At 68.1% G+C, this 18151-nt stretch carries 18 protein-coding genes; 10 read left to right on the top strand and 8 right to left on the bottom strand.

All coding sequences use genetic code 11. From position 1 onward, the window contains the following. The first annotated feature begins 18 nt into the window (after positions 1-18). Entirely contained in the window at positions 19-1197 is a 1179-nt protein-coding gene (locus tag AC2IPW_RS20840; protein WP_003934757.1) for an acyl-CoA dehydrogenase family protein, read from the top strand. 70 nt (positions 1198-1267) lie between these two features. Here AC2IPW_RS20840 and AC2IPW_RS20835 read toward each other — a convergent pair whose 3' ends face one another. Then, on the bottom strand, positions 1268-2431 hold the full coding sequence (locus tag AC2IPW_RS20835; RefSeq protein ID WP_486375568.1) for an RNA-guided endonuclease InsQ/TnpB family protein: 1164 nt from the start codon (positions 2429-2431) through the stop codon (positions 1268-1270). 116 nt (positions 2432-2547) lie between these two features. On the opposite strand from AC2IPW_RS20835, the gene bphC reads away from it, so the two are divergent. From bphC to AC2IPW_RS20820, 3 genes are all read left to right on the top strand, one after another. Next, a complete protein-coding gene (gene bphC, locus AC2IPW_RS20830) occupies positions 2548-3459 on the top strand; it encodes a biphenyl-2,3-diol 1,2-dioxygenase (RefSeq protein ID WP_003934755.1) in 912 nt (303 codons plus the stop codon). Positions 3460-3565: 106 nt separating this feature from the next. Beyond that, complete coding sequence (locus AC2IPW_RS20825; protein WP_486375567.1) at positions 3566-3967, top strand: hypothetical protein; 402 nt, start codon at positions 3566-3568, stop codon at positions 3965-3967. Between the two features lie 149 nt (positions 3968-4116). Beyond that, the gene (locus AC2IPW_RS20820; protein ID WP_486375566.1) at positions 4117-5061 is read left to right on the top strand and encodes a LysR family transcriptional regulator; all 945 of its coding nucleotides are present in this window, start codon (positions 4117-4119) and stop codon (positions 5059-5061) included. Here AC2IPW_RS20820 and AC2IPW_RS20815 read toward each other — a convergent pair. Further along, positions 5031-5468, bottom strand: coding sequence for an OsmC family protein (locus tag AC2IPW_RS20815; protein WP_486375565.1), 438 nt, complete (start codon positions 5466-5468; stop codon positions 5031-5033). The two genes, AC2IPW_RS20820 and AC2IPW_RS20815, sit on opposite strands and share 31 nt — an antisense overlap. 440 nt (positions 5469-5908) lie before the next feature. After that, entirely contained in the window at positions 5909-6688 is a 780-nt protein-coding gene (locus AC2IPW_RS20810; protein WP_486375564.1) for a hypothetical protein, read from the bottom strand. Between the two features lie 698 nt (positions 6689-7386). Between AC2IPW_RS20810 and AC2IPW_RS20805 the strand changes: the two genes are divergently transcribed. Further along, entirely contained in the window at positions 7387-8916 is a 1530-nt protein-coding gene (locus tag AC2IPW_RS20805; protein WP_486375563.1) for an aldehyde dehydrogenase family protein, read from the top strand. 201 nt (positions 8917-9117) lie between these two features. Here the strand turns inward: AC2IPW_RS20805 and AC2IPW_RS20800 are convergent, their stop codons facing one another. Further along, entirely contained in the window at positions 9118-9759 is a 642-nt protein-coding gene (locus AC2IPW_RS20800) for a TetR/AcrR family transcriptional regulator (RefSeq protein ID WP_486375562.1), read from the bottom strand. Between the two features lie 68 nt (positions 9760-9827). Between AC2IPW_RS20800 and AC2IPW_RS20795 the strand changes: the two genes are divergently transcribed. Then, positions 9828-10400, top strand: a complete 573-nt coding sequence (locus tag AC2IPW_RS20795; protein WP_486375561.1) for an ester cyclase — start codon at positions 9828-9830, stop codon at positions 10398-10400. A gap of 348 nt (positions 10401-10748) precedes the next feature. On the opposite strand, the gene AC2IPW_RS20790 is transcribed toward AC2IPW_RS20795, so the two are convergent. Then, positions 10749-11228: a nuclear transport factor 2 family protein gene (locus AC2IPW_RS20790; RefSeq protein ID WP_486375560.1), complete on the bottom strand. Its 480-nt coding sequence runs from the start codon at positions 11226-11228 to the stop codon at positions 10749-10751. Between the two features lie 273 nt (positions 11229-11501). Between AC2IPW_RS20790 and AC2IPW_RS20785 the strand changes: the two genes are divergently transcribed. Further along, positions 11502-11891 (top strand): VOC family protein, encoded by a 390-nt coding sequence (locus AC2IPW_RS20785; protein WP_486375559.1) that lies wholly within the window; start codon positions 11502-11504, stop codon positions 11889-11891. 419 nt (positions 11892-12310) lie between these two features. On the opposite strand, the gene AC2IPW_RS20780 is transcribed toward AC2IPW_RS20785, so the two are convergent. The 3 genes from AC2IPW_RS20780 to AC2IPW_RS20770 are packed head-to-tail and all read right to left on the bottom strand — an operon-like array spanning position 12311 to position 14534. Then, the gene (locus AC2IPW_RS20780) at positions 12311-13102 is read right to left on the bottom strand and encodes an SDR family NAD(P)-dependent oxidoreductase (protein ID WP_003934714.1); all 792 of its coding nucleotides are present in this window, start codon (positions 13100-13102) and stop codon (positions 12311-12313) included. A gap of 21 nt (positions 13103-13123) precedes the next feature. Continuing rightward, positions 13124-13381, bottom strand: coding sequence for a hypothetical protein (locus tag AC2IPW_RS20775; protein WP_102031583.1), 258 nt, complete (start codon positions 13379-13381; stop codon positions 13124-13126). Beyond that, on the bottom strand, positions 13359-14534 hold the full coding sequence (locus tag AC2IPW_RS20770; RefSeq protein ID WP_371382223.1) for a 3-ketosteroid-9-alpha-monooxygenase, oxygenase component: 1176 nt from the start codon (positions 14532-14534) through the stop codon (positions 13359-13361). Before AC2IPW_RS20770 ends, AC2IPW_RS20775 begins: the two co-directional genes overlap by 23 nt. A gap of 230 nt (positions 14535-14764) precedes the next feature. On the opposite strand from AC2IPW_RS20770, the gene hsaA reads away from it, so the two are divergent. The 3 genes from hsaA to AC2IPW_RS20755 all read left to right on the top strand — a co-directional run bounded on the left by hsaA (position 14765) and on the right by AC2IPW_RS20755 (position 18141). Then, positions 14765-15931, top strand: coding sequence for a 3-hydroxy-9,10-secoandrosta-1,3,5(10)-triene-9,17-dione monooxygenase oxygenase subunit (gene hsaA, locus AC2IPW_RS20765; protein ID WP_003934711.1), 1167 nt, complete (start codon positions 14765-14767; stop codon positions 15929-15931). Positions 15932-16100: 169 nt separating this feature from the next. Then, positions 16101-16760 carry a TetR/AcrR family transcriptional regulator gene (locus AC2IPW_RS20760; protein ID WP_054371286.1) on the top strand — a complete coding sequence of 220 codons (660 nt, stop codon included), beginning with the start codon at positions 16101-16103 and terminating at the stop codon, positions 16758-16760. Between the two features lie 220 nt (positions 16761-16980). Further along, entirely contained in the window at positions 16981-18141 is a 1161-nt protein-coding gene (locus tag AC2IPW_RS20755) for a steroid 3-ketoacyl-CoA thiolase (protein ID WP_416061829.1), read from the top strand. Positions 18142-18151 lie beyond the last annotated feature (10 nt).

Below are 18151 nucleotides of genomic sequence, written 5' to 3'. Positions count from 1 at the left end.
AGCAGAGAGCTGACAGTCATGGGCCAGGTTTTGGACAACATCATCCAGTACGCGGACGAGATCCGCGCCGAGGGCGCCGAGGGTGACAAGCTCATGCGCCTGACCGACAGCAACGCCAAGCGGCTGCGCGACGCCGGAGCGATCCGCATGCTGCAGCCGAAGAAGTACGGCGGCCTCGAGGTCCATCCCCGCGAGTTCGCCGAGACCGCGATGGCGATCGGCGCGATGGACGGCGCGACGGGCTGGGTCACCGGCATCGTCGGCGTGCACCCGTGGGAGCTGGCGTTCTTCGACACCAAGGCGCAGGACGAGGTGTGGGGTGAGGACCCGGACATGTGGATGGCCTCGCCCTACGCCCCGATGGGTGTCGCCGTGCCCACCGACGGCGGGTACATCCTCAACGGGCGCTGGTCCTTCTCGTCCGGCACCGACCACTGCGGCTGGGTGATGATCGGCGCGGCCGTGGGCGACAAGGACGGCAACCGCCTGATGCCGCCGAAGGTGCTGCACGTGCTGCTGCCGCGCTCGGACTACGAGATCGACCAGGAGAGCTGGAACGTCGTGGGTCTGCGCGGCACCGGCTCGAAGGACCTGATCGTCGAGAATGCGTTCATTCCGGCCTACCGCACCCTCGACGCGGCGAAGGTCTTCGACGGCACCGCCCCGAAGGAGGCGGGGCTGTCCCAGACCCTGTACAACTTCCCGTTCTCGTGCATCTTCCCGCTGGGCATCACCTCGTCGCTGATCGGCATCGCCGAGGGCGCGCTGCAGTGCCACATCGCCGCGCAGAAGGAACGCGTCGCGATCACGGGTGTGCCCATCAAGGAAGACCCGCACGTGCTGTTCGCGATCGGGGAAGCCGCCGCCGAGATCGCCGCGTCCCGCGCCGCGATCCTCGACACCGTCGACCGCTTCTGGGACAAGACCGAGAAGGGCCAGGAAGTCACCTTCGAGGACCGCGCCATCGGACGCCGCACCCAGACCGCCGCGGCGTGGCGGGCCGTGCGGGCCGTCGACGAGATCTTCGCCCGCGCGGGTGGCGGTGCGCTGCAGTTGAACACCCCGATGCAGCGGTTCTGGCGCGACGCGCACGCCGGCCTGACGCACGCGATCCACGTGCCCGGCTCGATCTTCTACGCGTCGGCCCTGAGCCAGCTCGGCGGCGAGCCGCAGGGCGTCCACCGCTCGATGATCTAGCACTCCCGCCGAACGTCCCGGAAGGAACACACTTAACGTCTCTCCTTCCTGAAGGCAGGAGATTCCCGACTCAGACCGCAACCGCACCACCACCCGGAGGGAGGTGATCCGCTTGACTCACGTCGTCGACACCGGTGTGGCCACGCTCCGCCACAGCCAGAATCACTCTGGCAGCGTTCCGGTCCCGGCACGCGGTATGCCCGCACGCCCGGCACCGGAAGATACGTTCCTCGAGTCCGAGGCGTTGCTTGGCTCTCGCGAAACACCTCGAACACGTCATGGTCGTGTACGCGGGCCGCACCAGCACCACCTTCCGGCCGGCCCGCCTGCCCTGCTCGAGCAATTCCCGTTTCACCGTCGCGATCGCGGCATCGGCGGCCGTGCGCGCCATCGTCGACCTCGACAGGAACCGGGGTCGGAAATCCTCCACCGCGACCAGATGATGCGCCTCGACCACGGCCCGGGCCCAGATCCGGCCGTCGTGCCGGTTCTGTCGGGCCGCCTTCTTCTGCACCTTCGCGACCCGGGTGCGGGCCCGGCGATAGCCCTTCGAGGGTGGGTGTCCCGTGCCTCGGCGGCGCCGCGCCATCGTCCGCTGCGCTCTCGCCACCTCCGCCGCACACCGTTTCCGGTGCCCGTGATGGGGCAGGTCGAACCGCTCCTCGGTGGCCGTCGCGGTGCGGGCCACGCCCCAGTCGATCCCGACCGCGCTGCCCGGGTCGGCGGCCGGGATCGGCTCGGCCTCGCGGGTCACCACGAACGAGGCGTACCAGTGCCCCAGGCAATCGCGGGTGATGCGCACACTCGACGGCTCCGACGGCAACGCCCGCGACCACACCACCGGCACACGCACGCCCTTGGGCAGCACCAACCGCCCGTCGCGGACCCGGAACCCGCGGCGGGTGTACTCGAGCGACGGCCGGGTCTTCTTCCGCGCCTTGAACCGCGGCCGGCCCCGGCCCGGGGCCGTGCACGACGCGTCGAGCGCCTGCGCGTAGGTGCGCAGCATCTGCTGCTGGGCGACCTGGGAGCCGTCCCGCAACCACGACGAGCGGGCCCGCGCCTCGGTCAATTGCTTGGCCAGCTTCCCGAACGTCGGCCTGCGACCGGCCTTGTGTTGGTGCACCGCCTCGTTCCACAGGAATCGGCAGCGATGCCACTCCTGCATCAGTGCATGTTCGGCGGTGGTGCCCGGTCGCAACCGGTAGTTGTAGCGCACCACCTCGACCCCCATGCTCGGCACGCTAACCGACCCCACCGACAGGTGTGCCCGACCCCACCACTCCCCCCGAAAGGAGGACGGCGCTTCCTCTCCCTCGTGAACGAGGGAGTATCCGCGCCGAACATCAGATGACGGATATTCGAGGACTCGGATACCTCCGGATCCAGACCACCGACGTCGCGCGCTGGCGTGAACTCGTCGTCGACGGCCTCGGCATGGCCGTCGGCTCGGGTCCCGAACCGGACGGCCTCTACCTGCGGGTCGACGAGCGGCGGGCCCGACTGATCGTGCTGCCCGGCGAATCCGACAAGGCGCTCGCCGTCGGCTGGGAGGTGCGCGATCAGTTCGCCCTGCAGCGTGTCCGCGAGACCGTCGAGAAGGCGGGCGTCACCGTCGAGGTCCTCTCCCAGGAGGAGTGCGACTACCGCGACGCCGAGCAGGTCATCGCGTTCGACGACCCGATCGGCACCCGCGTCGAGGTGTTCTTCGGTCCGGTGCTCGACCACAGCCCCGTCGTCACCCCGCACGGCGGCCGATGGGTCACCGGCGAGCAGGGCCTCGGCCACGTCGTGCTGCCCGCTACCGATTTCGACGCGGCGCATGCGTTCTACACCGAGGTGCTCGGCTTCCTGCCGCGCGGCGCGATCCGGCTCCAGGCTCCCGGCCCGGCGCGACGCGTGCGGTTCCTCGGTGTGAACCAGCGCCACCACAGCCTGGCCCTGTGCCCGGCGCCGCCGACCGAGGAACCCGGCCTCGTGCACCTGATGACGGAGGTCGACACCCTCGACGCCGTCGGCCAGGCACTCGACCGGGTGCGCAAGCTCGGGTTCTCCATCTCCTCGACGCTGGGCCGGCACACGAACGACAAGATGGTCTCGTTCTACGTGCGCGCCCCCGGCGGCTGGGACCTCGAGTTCGGCACCGAGGGAATGCTCGTCGACGAGTCGTACTACACGGCCGAGGAGATCACCGCCGACAGCTACTGGGGCCACGACTGGTCCGGCTCCGAGCCGCTGGCGGCGTTCAGCCCGAAGTCCTAGCTCGCCCAGCAAAATACGATGAAGGCCCGGCCGGGGAGCACCGGCCGGGCCTTCGTGCTCCGTGGTCCGCCGGCGCGTAAATCGGCGGGTGCGGGCGGTCATCCCGGTGCGCGCACTGCCGCAGCAGTGGGCGATGCACATGTTCGAGGTCGCCGCCGACGACGCGGACCGCGGTGGTGTGCCGGTTCAGGTGCGGCGCCACCTGGCCCGGGTATTGGGCATCATCGTCGCGCAGGTGTCAGACGAGCTGGGGCGCGCGAGCCTGCGCTTGTACACCAGGTACTCCTGGCCAAAACCGGCTCGCTGCCCGGTCGCGGCCCATCGACCGGGCAAGAAGAACATCGAAGACCCACATCGTCCCCGAGGCAAACAGTCTCTTCTGCTCTTTGCGGTGATTTCGGGGAATCGACGTTCGTGGGACATTGCGATCGAGGCCAATCGTGATCCCAGCGGCACCGATGGAAGATCGAACGCTTTTTCGCCTGGCTCGTCGACAATCGACGCCTGACGGTCCGCCACGAACGTCATAACAGCCACTTCGCCGGCTTCGTGCACCTCGCCGCCGCGTGGACGGGTCAAGGAGATCGCCGAAGTGACATCCGTGGTACCGGTGCGACGGTGTCCGGTCTCCGCAAGCCATTGGAATACAGTGTTCATATGCTCTCAGCGGACGATCTCAAGGTCTTCTTGGAAGTAGCGAGAAGGGGTCGACTGACGGAGGCTGCGAAGCAGCTTCAGATCAATCACACGACCGTGAGCCGGCACATCACTCGCTTGGAGAAGGCCACTGAGAATCGGCTGTTCGATCGAGCCCACGATGGATGGACTCTGACGGATGCCGGGATGAAGTTGCTGGTACATGCCGAGACGGTGGATGCGGCAGTTCGGGCTGCGCAGGAAGAGTGCTTCTCCCGAGGTTCATCGATGCAGGGGCACGTGCGCATAATTGCGCCGGACGGTTTCGGCGCGTACCTGTTGCTTCCCGGGTTAGGGGAGGTGCAGCGCCAGTATCCTGGTTTGACTCTGGAAGTGGTCACTGCCAATCGCCATGCGTCGCTGACTCCGCGCGAGTTCGATCTGGCGGTCACTATCGAGAAGCCTCAGGCTCGCGCTGTCAGTGTGCAGAAGCTGGTCGACTACAAACTCGGGTTCTACGCTGCGCCGAGTTACTTGGCGACACACTCCGTCGTGACTCGAACAGACGATCTCCATGACCACAGTCTCATCTGGTACGTGGATGACGCCCTCGATCACAGCACATACAACTTGCTCTACGCGGTGTTACCGAACGGCCGGGCACGTATCCAGAGCAACAACGTCGCCGCCCACATTCAGGCCGCGGTCAACGGACTTGGGATTGCGCTCCTGCCGTCGTTCATCGCCGAGAATATCGAAGGACTGCAACGTCTTTCCCAGGTCGACGCCGCTGTCGAACGGAGCTATTGGCTGTCCGCACCGCGGGACCTGATGCGGTTGGCCCGTGTGAGGATCATGGCGTCGCACATCCAGAAGCTGGTCCAGGACCACATCATCGGCCCTGATCTGGCGGTCCTCACCGATAGACGCCAGACTTATAGCGGTGACCAGCGGCTGGTGACGTGAGTTCCGCTCGCGGTGAAGAGCTGAAAGATCGGACAGCGTCGCTCGACCTCTTGGCCGAGACGTTCCAGTTGCTCCGGGCTCAGGTCCGAGGTCGCCGCCACCTCGACATGGAGGGTCTCGAACCGCGATATTCCTGTCTTGCCCAGGATGAGCACGGTGTTGTCGAAGCTCGTATCAATCCGAGTTCGTATCTCGCCCAAGTGAACTCGCCACGATCGAGCAACGATGGCGGCGGTGATCTGGCAACAGGCACTGAGGGAACCGAGGAGATGCTCGAACGGGCCGAGTGCGCGGTCCTTGCCTCCGAAGGCAGGATCGCCGTCGAACCGGATCGGTCGCGAGGGGTCCGATCCGTGGGCGACGTGGTAGACGCCGGTACCGCGGCCTGTGACGATGGACGTGTACACCCCGCTCTCAACCCAGATTTCTGAGCGCTGCAGCGACGGAGTGCACGGTGGCGCAGCGGTACGTGTAGTGGAAGTTGCGTCCCTCCTTGCGCACCTGCACGAGGCCGGCCGTCTTGAGCGCCTTGACGTGGTAGGGCCACCGGCACGGACGTCACCTTTTCCGCGACGGGTCGACTGCCTGTGACGGTCGTGAGATGGCCAACCGATTCCCCAAGGGATGTACCTACTCCCACGGCCGCCTTCCTCCTCGGTCCCGACCCGCACCCGGGGCAGTGTCGTCTTCGTCGGCGGTAAGTCGGCGCAGTGAGGCATCTTCAACCGTTGCACTGTATTTCGATGTCATGAGAGGACTTGCCTTTTTCGCGTATCTCGTGATATCGAACCCACTCGATAGTGTGTTGTCCCTCTCAGGCGAACCGCTTCGCCCACTGCTGGTAACCCTACGTATTCGAACTCGTCGTATTGACCCGCATCGGACTGCTGTGCCTGGGATGGGTTCCTTCAGGTGTGGGGAACGGTGGCCGGTCTTCTGTTGGGGGCGCTTGGGCGTGCCACGTGCCGGGGGAGCTCGACGTCGACTCCGGGCGTTCGGTCCTCCAGCCGAGGGTATGAGCACGGTCGAGGATCATGCGCTCGATCTGGGGCCGGTCGGTCGGCGCCGTGCACCATGTTTTGCTGAGCGCTTCGATGGTGCGAAGGACGGTGATGTCGCGGCCGCTGTCGGGTCGGTGGGGTGGGCCGGCGGGGACGTCGCTCCAGATGTTTCCGCCCACTGCGGGGTGGACGAAGCCGTCGCTGATGCGGGCCGCCATCATCTTGCTGTAGACGCGCAATCCGGCGGCTGATAGGCCGTCCCCGAGATCGGCGCCGAGGCTGTAGAAGAGCTGCGTTGCGAGCTGGTACTGATGTTCGGTGATACGACCCAGTCCTTCGACGAACGTAACGCCGAGCTGCGTTCGCCGGAACTCGGAAAGAACCTTTGCGACGGTAGCGGTGACGTGGGGTGGAATCAGCGGGGGTGGACGTTGCAGGTCGCCGCCGACTGTTGACAGGTACATCGTGCAGGCGGTCGGAAATTGGGACCACGACCCTTCGCCGGTCGCGGGGGTGGTTGCGAGGAACAGGAAATTGTCGAAGAGGTCGCGGTGGACCGGCGCCAGTCGACGCACACCGTCCGCTTCCAGGGGCGTCAGCCCTTCGCGGAGGAACTGCTCGAGCACTCGGCCTTGGACATCCAGTAGCAGCACGTGCATACCCGCGCACTAGGAGACCGACGGGCGATGCCGTCGGGCGCGAGCTCACCGACATCGAGTAAACAGTGTCGCGCTGACGGACACAACCGCCCGCTCTGCTCGTGACCGAATGTCGAGTCGCGTGAGCCGAAGCGTGCTGGCCGACATTCGGACGTAGGACGATCGACCTCGTTTCGGCGTTGACTGCCGACCGATGGTGGAGCGAAGGTTGGCGTTGATCGGCATGTCCTACCGATTACCCATGTGGCCGACGGCCGAGACGCTCGGGACCGGTGGAGGGATGCACAGTGTCCACGCTGTCTGCTACCGAGCACCGACATCGCCCACGACCTTCTGGGGACTGTCCGGGTTCGGTCGTCGGTTGGCGAAGCCGGCGGCGTAGCGGGCGTACGGGTCTGCGGTGAGCTCGGCGTGCTTGTGTGCGACCTGGTGGCTTTAGCCGAGTATCTCGGCAACAAGTGGTGGTGGAACCTCGGTGACCAGGGCTCATAGTGCGGCGTTGCGTGCGCGCCGGGGGAGTAGGCCGGCGCCGGGGGACGCGTCGCCGAGGATGGACCGCCGGGCCCCGGCGGCGCTACGCTTTTTGTCGGCGCCGAACCCCGACTCTGCTCGCCTCGACCACGCCGACCGTTCTCGACGTGGCCACGTAGGAAGGCGCATCCCTGATGACTCATGATCTTGCTGCGACTGCTGCTGCGGCGCAGTCCGCCACGCACACCCCCGATTCCGCCCGCACGTTCACCAGCGTCGATCCGCGCGACGGGTCCGTCCTGGCCCGGTACCCGATCGCCGACGCCACCGATGTCGCGGCCGCGGTTGCCCGGGCTCGCCCGGCGGCGCGGTGGTGGGCCGACCTCGGCTTCCGGGGCCGGCGCGAGCTGCTGCTCGAGTTCAAGAAGGCCATCGCCGCCGACGCGGATGCCCTGGCTTCGGTCGTGTCCGCCGAGACCGGCAAGCCGCACGACGACGGGGTGTTCGAGGTGATGCTCGCCGTCGAGCACCTCGACTGGGCCGCCCGCCACGCCCGGACGGTGCTGCAGCCGCGGCGGGTCCCGGCCGGCATCCCGATGTCCAACCAGAAGGCGATCCTCGAATACCTGCCGATGGGGGTGGTCGGGGTGATCGGGCCGTGGAACTTCCCGGTCTTCACCCCGATGGGCTCGATCTCCTACGCCCTGGCCGTCGGCAACGCCGTGGTGTTCAAGCCCTCCGAGCTGACCCCGGGTGTCGGGAAGTGGCTCGAGCAGACATGGAACTCGATTGCCCCCACCCAACCGGTGTTCCAGGTGGTCACCGGATTCGGGGAGACAGGTGCCGCGCTCGTCCGCTCCGGCGTGGACAAGATCGCCTTCACCGGTTCCGGCGCCACCGCCCGCCGGGTGATGGCGGTGTGCGCCGAGAGTCTGACCCCGCTGGTGGCCGAGTGCGGCGGCAAGGACGCGATGATCGTCGCCGAGGACGCCGACCTCGACAAGGCCGCCGAGGCCGCCGCGATCGGCGGTGTCGGCAACGCCGGGCAGGCGTGCGTCGGTGTCGAGCGGATCTATGTGGTCGACTCCGTCTACCGGCCGTTTGTCGACAAGCTCACCGCCGTGCTCGCCCGGGTGCGTCCCGGCGCCGACGATGCGGCCACCTACGGGCCGATGACCCTGCCCCGGCAGGTCGACATCGTGCGCCGGCACATCCGCGATGCGCTCGACCACGGCGGCACGGCCGCGGTGGGCGGCCCCGACTCGGTGCACGAACGCTACATCGACCCGGTGGTCCTCACCGACGTGGCGGACACCTCGAGCGCGGTGCAGGAGGAGACGTTCGGCCCGACCATCGTGGTCGACAAGGTCCGGGACGTCGACGAGGCCGTCGAACGCGCCAACGCCACCCGCTACGGCCTGGCCGCGTCGGTCTTCACCCGCAACACCGAGCGGGGCCTGCAGCTGGCACGGCGGATCCGCAGCGGAGCGGCATCGGTGAACTCCGTCTTCAGCTACGGTGCCGTCCCGGCGTTGCCGTTCGGCGGCATCGGCGAGTCCGGATTCGGTCGCATCCACGGCGCGGACGGCCTGCGCGAATTCAGCCGACCCCACGCCGTCACGGTGGAGAGGTTCCGACCGCCGCTGACCCTGTTCGCCGTCGACCGCCCCGCACGGGACATGAAGATCGCCACCTGGACGTTCCGCCTGCGCCACGCCCGATAACCCCTGCAGGGACCGTCGCGAGGCGGTCGGAACCCCGACGGGGTGACACCCGGCGCGGTGACCGCGGGGCATGCCGTCGGTCTCCGGCCGTTCGGACCTCGAGTGCGGAGGATCGTGATTGGTCGCGCCGACGCGGCGCGTCACCGCCACCGGCCACACCGGGGCCGTCCTGCGGTCTCGGACTCGGTCCTTGCCGGATAGTCAGGTGAGTGCGGCGATGAGGGCGTGGGCGATCCAGCGGGTGTACCGCTCGACGGTCCAGCCCCGACTCAACACCAGCAGCTCGTACAGATCGACCGCGATGTAGGTCCACAGCACATCGCGGACCTCGTCCAGGTCGATGCCGGGGCGCAGCTGCCCGGTGTCGAGCAGGTGCCGTCCGAGCATCGTCATCCCGGCCAGGCGTTCCTCGCTCAGCCGCTGCCAGATCCGTTCGAGATCGTCCTGCCCGTGCCGGCCGTCGCGAACCATCAACTGCACCTTGGCCGACCGGACCTGCCGGGTGGCCATCTGCTGCGAATACATCGTGATCTTGCGGCGCACGTCGGGTTCGGCGACGATCGCCTTCGTCTCGGGACGTTCGATCACCGGCACGGGCTCGTCGTCGCCGGCAATCGCGAAATCGAACACGGCCTTCGCCAGCGCCGCCTTGGTGCCGAAGATCTTGTAGACGGTCTCGGGGGCCACGCCGGCGCGGTGGGCCACCGCGGTCACCGTCGTAGGCCGGTAGCCGCGCTCCTCGAACAACTGTTGCGCGGCCTGCAGGATCGTCCGGCGGGTGAGCTGGGCGCGCCGGCGGCGTCCGGGCGCATCGTAGCGACGTTTCCCATTGACTTTCGGCATCACGGGTCCATACTCGTAATTGGGTACTGGTCCACTGTACCCAATCTTCATCGGCAGGGAGGACCGCCGTGACCATCAACCACTCCGTCTCGGATTCCGCCCGGACGACCTCGGCCACCGACGTGAAGTCCGTCGCCGTGCGGTGCCTACAGATCATGGCCGACGGGGACTGCGAGGCGTTCGCGCGCCTCGTGGCCCCCGAGGCGATCAATCACGAAGCCAGGAGCGAGCCACCCGCGACGAGAGCCGCAGGGCCCGAAGGGTTCTACGCCAGCGCACTCTGGCTCCGGGAAGCCTTCGCGGACCTGCACCACGAGGTGGTGCACGCGGTGGAGGAGGACGGTCTCGTCGTCCTCGATACCGTCATGACCGCCCGGCAGGTCGGCCCGTTCGTGACCTACGACGAGCACGGCCGGGTCGATCAGGCCTTCGCCCCGACCGGAAAGCGCTTCGCGGTGCGCCAAACCCATTGGTTGCGGATCGCCGACGGCAAACTGGTCGAGCACTGGGCCGCCCGCGACGATCTCGGCATGGCACGCCAGGCAGGCTGGCTGCCCCCGACACCGGCCGGATTGATCCGGAACGCGCTCGCCAAGCGCCGAGCCCGGAAGGCGGCAGCGGAGAGCACCCGCAGCGGCTGACCGCACGTCTCACCGCCGGACACGGCATCCGGCGCAGAACGCGAGATCGTCCGGCTGGGCTCGGGGCCCGGAGCGTACGGGGCCGGGCGCCGCGCCACGAGAGCGGGCGACCGACGAAGTACCAGGGACACGCCCACGCCCCGGGTGCGTTCGGGGTACCGAGACGGCGGGCACCCCGGGGACTACGACGGACGAAGAACCGGCACCGACACGGTAACCGCAGATCCTGCTGTCGTGGTCTCGTCGGGCGGTGTGCGTATCGTGCCAGGCACGTCGCACGAACGAGCGCACACGGTCACCGGTCGATTCTCGAACGCAGGAGACGAAGGCGGAGTCGGTGCAGGCCGATCACGGCCTTCTCGGCGGTACTTCCCGACTTGGGGAGCACACCGAGTTGCACGAGCAGATCCCTCGCGTCGAAGACGGTCCACAACCGGGCCGCCTTGCCGTCGCGGTACTCGTGGAAGTCGGCGCCGGCGAATGCAACTCGCTTTCCGGTGGCCGGAAGACCGGGCGGATCGAGACGACCCCGATGGTGGCGCTCGCCGTCCACCGGAATGCGGCCTGCGGCCCGTCGGCCGAGACGTGCGCGCTGCCGACCTCCTCGAAGGTCAGGTCCGGAAATGCGCGCCAGACGGCGTCGAGGAACTCGCGTACATCCCCACGCCCGCGCATCGTGCGTGGCCAGGCGGAATCGTCGTAGACGACATCGTCGGCCATCAACTCGAGCAGCCGCCCGGGATCGTGCGAGTTCCAGGCATCGAGCCACCGGGTGCCGAACTCGCTCACCCACCCGGCGCCGAAATCTGCTGGGGCCGCCCCCTCCATGTCGCCAGCGTGGCGCGGTGCCCACCCAGGCGTCCGGGAGTTGACGGCCGAGTGCGCCACCGCGCCGAGGTCGGCCCCACCCGACTCGGGGTGAACCGGCCGCGCCCTCGGCGACGGGACTCGCCCGCTGCTACCGAAGACCGGGTCGACGAAAATGTTGGCACCGCAGGTACAAGTCTCCTGAGACAATGACGATTGCTTGGACGAACTCGTGTTCGACAGGACTCGGATATGTCTTGAAGGAGCGCCACACACGCATCCGAGGAGGCCGGCGTGACCGAACCGAACAGCTTCATCTGGAACGAACTTGTCACACCCGATCAAGCGTCGGCCGGGGAGTTCTACAGTGCCCTCTTCGGCTGGGAGAGACACGAGGTCGACGCGGGCCCACTGGGCACCTACACACTGTTCCGTCACGAGGGCAAGGACATCGCCGGAATGATGAATCCCACGGCGCGAGATTACGCCGGATCCCCTCCGCCACGATGGATCGGCTACATCGCCGTGGCCGATGCGGACGCCACCGCCGCCAAGGTTGCCGAACTCGGCGGCAAGGTACTCGAGGAGCCACACGACGTTCCAGGCGTAGGACGGATCACCATGTTCACCGACCCCACCGGAGCGCTCGTGCATGTGATGCAACCCGAGGAAACCGGGGCATAGTGGTGTCCATCAGCGTGTATGGATCCAGTTGCTGAGGGTAGATGCCGATAACGGTCATGGTCTGATCGTTCGAGCACGCTGCCTACTTCGAACGCGCCCCGCTCGAACGGGCACCCCATCCGCCGACACCGAGAGAACCTCGATGCCGCCTCGCGCATCAGGGCCCCGGGCGCTGAATCTGCGGTATCGAACTTCTGGTCCCGACCGCCGGCGCTCCGGCCCGCACCGAAACGAACTGCCCACCCGCCGTGCTCGGCGGATGGGCAGTTCGGATACGAGAACCGATCGGGCCGGCCGTCCTGCGCAGCAAGTCGACGGTGGACCGACTGTCATGGAATGTGCGCAGTCCGGCCGACCCGATCGTGTGTAAGGTACCCCCGCGTCGGCGCTTTCACACCGGCGCCCGGAAATCCGTTCGGTCAGCTCCGGTTCAGCAGCTTGCGCATCGCCTCGGCCGCGCCCCGGACAAGTTTGTCGCGGGGGAATCCGCTGCGCTTGACCGCGGCCTCGTAGTTGCCGCCGGCCACCCACACCGGGCCGTCGGTGAGGTGTTCGAGACCCTCCCGGGCCACCTCCTCCGGCTCGGCGACGAGCATGCCGGGGATGTCGAAGTTCAACCCGGCGCGGATCATCGCCGGGGTGCGGGTCACGCCGAGGACGAGTTCGACGACATGCACCCCGTGTGGGGCCAGTTCGAGCCACAGGCTTTCGGCGAAGACCCGGCTGAACGCCTTCGACGCCGCGTAGATGCTCTGGTGCTCGGACCCCATGTAGCCGGCGAGCGAGCCGAGCAGCATGATGCCACCGCGTCCGCGCTCCTTCATCTTCGACCCGAACAGGTGCGAAAGTTCCAGCTGCCGATCGATGTTGAGGGTGATCACGCCGCGGAAGCCGTCGAGGTCGCCGGAGACGAACTCGTGGCCGTAGCTGTTGGCGCCGGCATTGAAGATGAGCAGACCCACCTCGACGTCGTCGGTCGCCTGCCGGATCTGCTCGACCGCGTCGGCGGCGAGCAGATCGAGCGCGAGGGTGCGCACCTCGACCCCGTTGCCACGAACCTTCTCGGCGGTCTCCTCGAGCGGACCCGGCTTGCGGGCGATGAGCACCAGGTTCAGACCCGCCTTGCTCAACTCGTCGGCGAATGCGGCACCGACGCCCTCGGAGCCACCGGCGATGACGGCCCACGGGCCGTACTGCTTGACGTCGATCACGAAAGTTCCTTTCCGGCTGGCTTACTGGACGATCGGTCCGGGGACCGGGGTGTCGTCGAGGACGGTCAGGCGACCTTCGGTCGCGGCCCACGTGATGGTCTCGGCGAGCTTCGCGCAACCGCGGCGCGGCGCCCCGGGCCGGGAGTCCTGCCCACCCTGCTCACGCATCTCCGGGCACCGGGACCGCGCCTCCTCGTTCCACTGGACGGAGGTGTGCTCCCAGCTGTTCTTGGCGACGAGAACCCGGGCGCCGCACTCAGTGCACTGCAGGGGTTGCATCGGTGGTCGCCGCCTCCTCGGCTGCCGTCTTGCGGGCGAGGTTCTCCTCGACCTCCTTCATCCACGCAGCCACGGGGCGGGTGGTGTCCATCTCGAACTCGAACCGCTCGGTCATCTCCGGCTTGACGTCGGCGGCGTCCACGTAGAACTGCTCGTACCAGCGGCGCAGCTGGTAGACCGGGCCGTCCTCGTCGCACAGCAGCGGATTCTCGATGCGCGTCTTGTTCTTCCAGATCTCGACGTCCTGCTCGAAACCACGGGCGATGAAGTCACCGAACTTGCGGGCCGTCTCGTCGGCCGAGTCGCCGAGGGCGTCCGACTTCTTCACGATGATCCCGTACATCAGGACGAACTTGTTCTCGCTGACGGGGTAGTGGCAGTTGAGCAGCACCGAGTCGATGTCGTAGCCCTCGTACTTGTACTGCAGGTCGTCGATCATGAACGACGGACCGAAGTACGCCGCCTCGGAGCGGCTGCCGACGAGCCTCGGCTGGCCGTCGGCGTGCGGCCGCATGTCCTCGCGCGCCTGACCGTGCATGATCTGCGTCGCGACGTGGCCCTCGAAGATGTTCTTGAAGTACGTGGGGAACGAGTAGTGCACGTAGAAGAAGTGCGCCATGTCGACGATGTTGTCGATGATCTCGCGGCAGTTGGTGTCGACCTCGGTGGTGTACCAGACCCAGTCGGTCCACTCGTCGCTCGTCGCGCCCTCGATGCGGGGGATGGTGACGTCGGCGGGCGGCGGGTTGCCCTCGGGATCGTGCCAGACGAAGAGCATCCCGTCCTGGTCGAGGGTGTGCCACGCACGGGTCTTCGCGATCGGCGGGACGCGCCGCGCGTAGGGGATCGACGTGCACCGGCCGTTGCCGCCCCAGCGCCAGTCGTGGAAGGGGCAGGCCACCGAGTCGCCCTTGATCGTGCCCTGGCTGAGGTCGCCGCCCATGTGCCGGCAGTACGCGTCGAGGATCTTCAGGTTGCCGTTGCTGTCGGCGAACACCACGAGCTTGGTGCCGAAGGCGTGGATCGAATGCGGCTTGCCGTCCTTGAAGGACTCGGACAGGCCCAGGCAGTGCCATCCCCGGGCGAACCGGGTGGGCGCGGCACCGGCCACGATCTCGCGAACTTCGACGTCGTCGGACTTGCTGGAGCTCACTGTCGTCCGTCCTTTCGGAGGAAATGTCGTATCGGATGGAGCACCTCGGTGCTGTGCGCGGGTGGGCCGGGGGACGGCAGCCGCCTGCGACCGTGGATTCGACGCTAGGTGAGGCCGGTCACCGGGGGTGCGACGATCCCACTGTCCGGGACACGTTCCGGCGGTCCGCGGCGACGGCGCCGCACGATGGGGGAGCTCGTACCCGCCCCGGTCACGAAGGAGTGACGCCGATGCCCGACGACGTGCTGACGAAGGTGCGCGAACTGCTGCCGTCCATCGCGGAACGCGCGCACGTGGTCGACGACTCGCGCCGGGTGCCGGACCAGACCGTGCAGGACCTGGCCGCCGCGGGGGTGTTCCGGATGTTGCAGCCCGCCCGGTACGGCGGTCTCGAATGCGACCCCGTGCGCTTCTACGAGGTGGTGCGGGAGATCTCGGGGGCGTGCGGGTCGACCGGCTGGGTGACGTCGATCCTCGGGGTCCACTCCTGGCATCTGGGCCTGTTCGACCCGCAGGCCCAGGACGACGTGTGGGGGCAGGACGATTCGACGCTGCTGTCCTCGTCGTACGCGCCGGTCGGCGAACTCGTCCCGGTCGACGGCGGTTTCCGGCTGTCGGGCAGCTGGCGGTTCTCGTCCGGGTGCGAGCATGCGACCTGGGCGTTGCTCGGGGCGCTCGTCGTCGGTGCCGAGGGCCGGCCGGTGGACTTCATGACCGTCCTGGTGCCGCGCAGCGACTACCGGATCCAGGACGTGTGGGACGTCGTGGGCATGCGCGGAACCGCCAGCAACGAGATCACCGTCGACAACGCGTTCGTGCCGCATCACCGTACGGTGCGCAACTACGACCTGGCGCAGCTGCGGGCCCCCGGACATGCGGTGAATCCGGGGCCGTTGTTCCGGTTGCCGTTCGCGGCGATCTTCACCACCGCGGTCGCCGCGCCGGTGATCGGAACGGTCGCCGGCTGCTACGAGCAGTATCTGGGCGCGATGCGGGACCGGGTGCGGTTGAGCCTGGGCGGGGGCCGGTTCGCCGAGGACCAGTTCGCGCAGGTCGCCGTCGCCCGGGCCGCCTCCGAGATCGACGCGGCGATCCTCCAGACGGACCGCAACATCCGGGAGTTGTACGAGCTGGCGGTGGCGGGGCAGCCGCTGCCGACGAGGCTGCGGCTGCGGCTGCGCCGCGACCAGGTGCGGGGCACCGAGCGTGCCGTCGAGGCGATCGATCTGCTGTTCAAGACCTCGGGCGGCAACTCGCTCGGCCGGGGGAACCCCGTCGAGCGGGCGTGGCGTGATGCGCACGCGGGCAGCGTGCACGTCGCCAACGATCCCGAGCGTGCCCTCGCGATGTACGGGCGGGGCGCGTTCGGGCTGCCGGTGGAGGACAATCTGATCTGACCCGGGGCCTGCCGGAACGAGTGGTGACCGGGACCGCTGTATCCTGCCTCTCGTGCGTCGAGCACGGGCACGTCCCACTGAGTGGAAGATCTCCGGCGGCTCGGCGTGGAACGCGGGATGCTGGAGGGCGCGGCGTTGCCGCAGGGACGAGACGACGGAGGAGGACCCCGTGCCCAGAGTTGCCGAAGCGCGGGACGCCGCGGAGCCGACGTCCGCCGAGCAGCGCGCGCGGTTCGGGCGCATCCTCGACGCCGCCGCGAGCCTGGCGACCGAGAAGGAACTCGAGCGGGTGCAGATGCACGAGGTCGCGAAGATGGCCGGCGTCGCCATCGGCACCCTGTACCGGTACTTCCCGTCCAAGACACACCTGTTCGTGGCGGTCATGGTCGATCAGATCGATCAGATGAGCGACCGGATGGCCCAGCGCACCAACCCGGACGCCACTCCGCAGGAGGCCGTCTACGAGGCGCTCGTGCGGGCGACGCGGGCGCTGCGGCGACGGCCGTTGCTGGCGACGGCGATGATCCAGTCCACGAGTACCGCCAAGGCGACGTCCATCCCCGACGTCGCGAAGATCGACCACCGTTTCCGCGAGGTGCTCTACCGTGCGGCCGGGCTCGAGTACGTCACCGAACGGGACGCGACACTCGTGCGGGTCCTCGAGCAGGCGTGGTTCGGGATCATCCAGTCCAGTCTCAACGGCCGGATCTCGGTTCCCGACGCGGAGTCCGACCTGCGGGTGGCGTGTGAGCTGCTGCTCGCGGGGCTGTCGAACGCGAGTCCGGCGAACGCGAGCCCGGCGAACGCGAGCCCGGCGCTCTCTGTCTGACCCCCGCGGTCGCGCACTCGTGCGTCGAACCGTGGCGTACCCATAGAACTGAAATGAATTCTAGTTCTGTGGGCCGGGCATAGACCGACATCCAGTCCTAGGGGGCCATTGCCTCGGCGTAAGAAATGGAATACATTCCAAAAATGAACGCGTTCCGATTCTGTTCCCCGGCGCGTCCCATGAACACCTGCCCAGCACTCATGTTCCGAGGAGCCAGCTCATGACCGACGTAGTCATCGTCGACGCGGCCCGTACCCCCGTCGGCCGCCGCCGCGGCGCCCTGTCCGGTCTGCACCCGGCCACCCTGCTCGGCACCGCCCAGCGCGCCGTTCTCGAGCGCACCGGCCTCGCCGCCGACCAGGTGGGACAGATCGTCGGCGGCTGCGTCACCCAGGCCGGCGAGCAGTCCAACAACGTCACCCGGCAGGCCTGGCTGCACGCCGGACTGCCCTACACGACAGCCGCCACGTCGATCGACTGCGCGTGCGGCTCTTCCCAGCAGGCCGTCCACATCGTCGCCGGTCTCATCGCCTCCGGCCAGATCACCGCGGGCATCGGCTGCGGCGTCGAATCCATGAGCCGGGTGTTCCTCGGCCAGGCCCTCACCCCCGAGACCGGCAGCCCCTACCCGGACGACTGGACCATCGACATGGGCGACCAGTTCACCTCGGCCGAGCGCATCGCCGCCAAGCGCGGCATCAAGCGCGGCGACACCGACGCCTTCGGCCTCGAGTCGCAGCGCCGCGCCGCTGCCGCATGGGCCGAGGGCCGGTTCGACCGCGAGATCGTCCCCACCGAGGCGCCCGTCCTCGTCGACGGCGTGCCCACCGGCGAGACCACCGTCGTCACCCGCGACGGTGGCCTGCGCGAGACCACCGCCGAAGGCCTGGCCGCACTGAAGCCGGTCGTCGAGGGCGGCATCCACACGGCCGGTTCCGCGTCGCAGATCAGCGATGGCGCCGCCGCGGTCCTGCTCACCAGCGCCGAGCGCGCCCAGGAGCTGGGCCTGCGGCCCCGCGCCCGGATCGTCGCCTCGGGCATGGTCGGGTCCGACCCGTACTACCACCTCGACGGTCCGATCGACGCCACCCGCCACGTCCTCGGCAAGGCCGGCATGACGCTCGACGACGTCGACCTCGTCGAGATCAACGAGGCATTCGCCGCGGTCGTCCTGTCGTGGGCGCAGGTGCTCGACGCCGACATGTCCAAGGTCAACGTCAACGGCGGCGCCATCGCCCTCGGTCACGCCGTCGGGTCGACCGGTGCCCGGCTCCTCACCAGTGCCCTGCATGAGCTCGAGCGGTCCGACCGGTCCACGGCACTGGTCACCATGTGCGCGGGCGGCGCACTGTCCACCGCCACCGTCATCGAACGCATCTGACCGACACCAT

Source organism: Rhodococcus sp. NS-SX18 (assembly GCF_057367935.1).
Note: the sequence above shows the minus strand (reverse complement) of the source record. Positions and strands in the feature narration are given on the sequence as shown.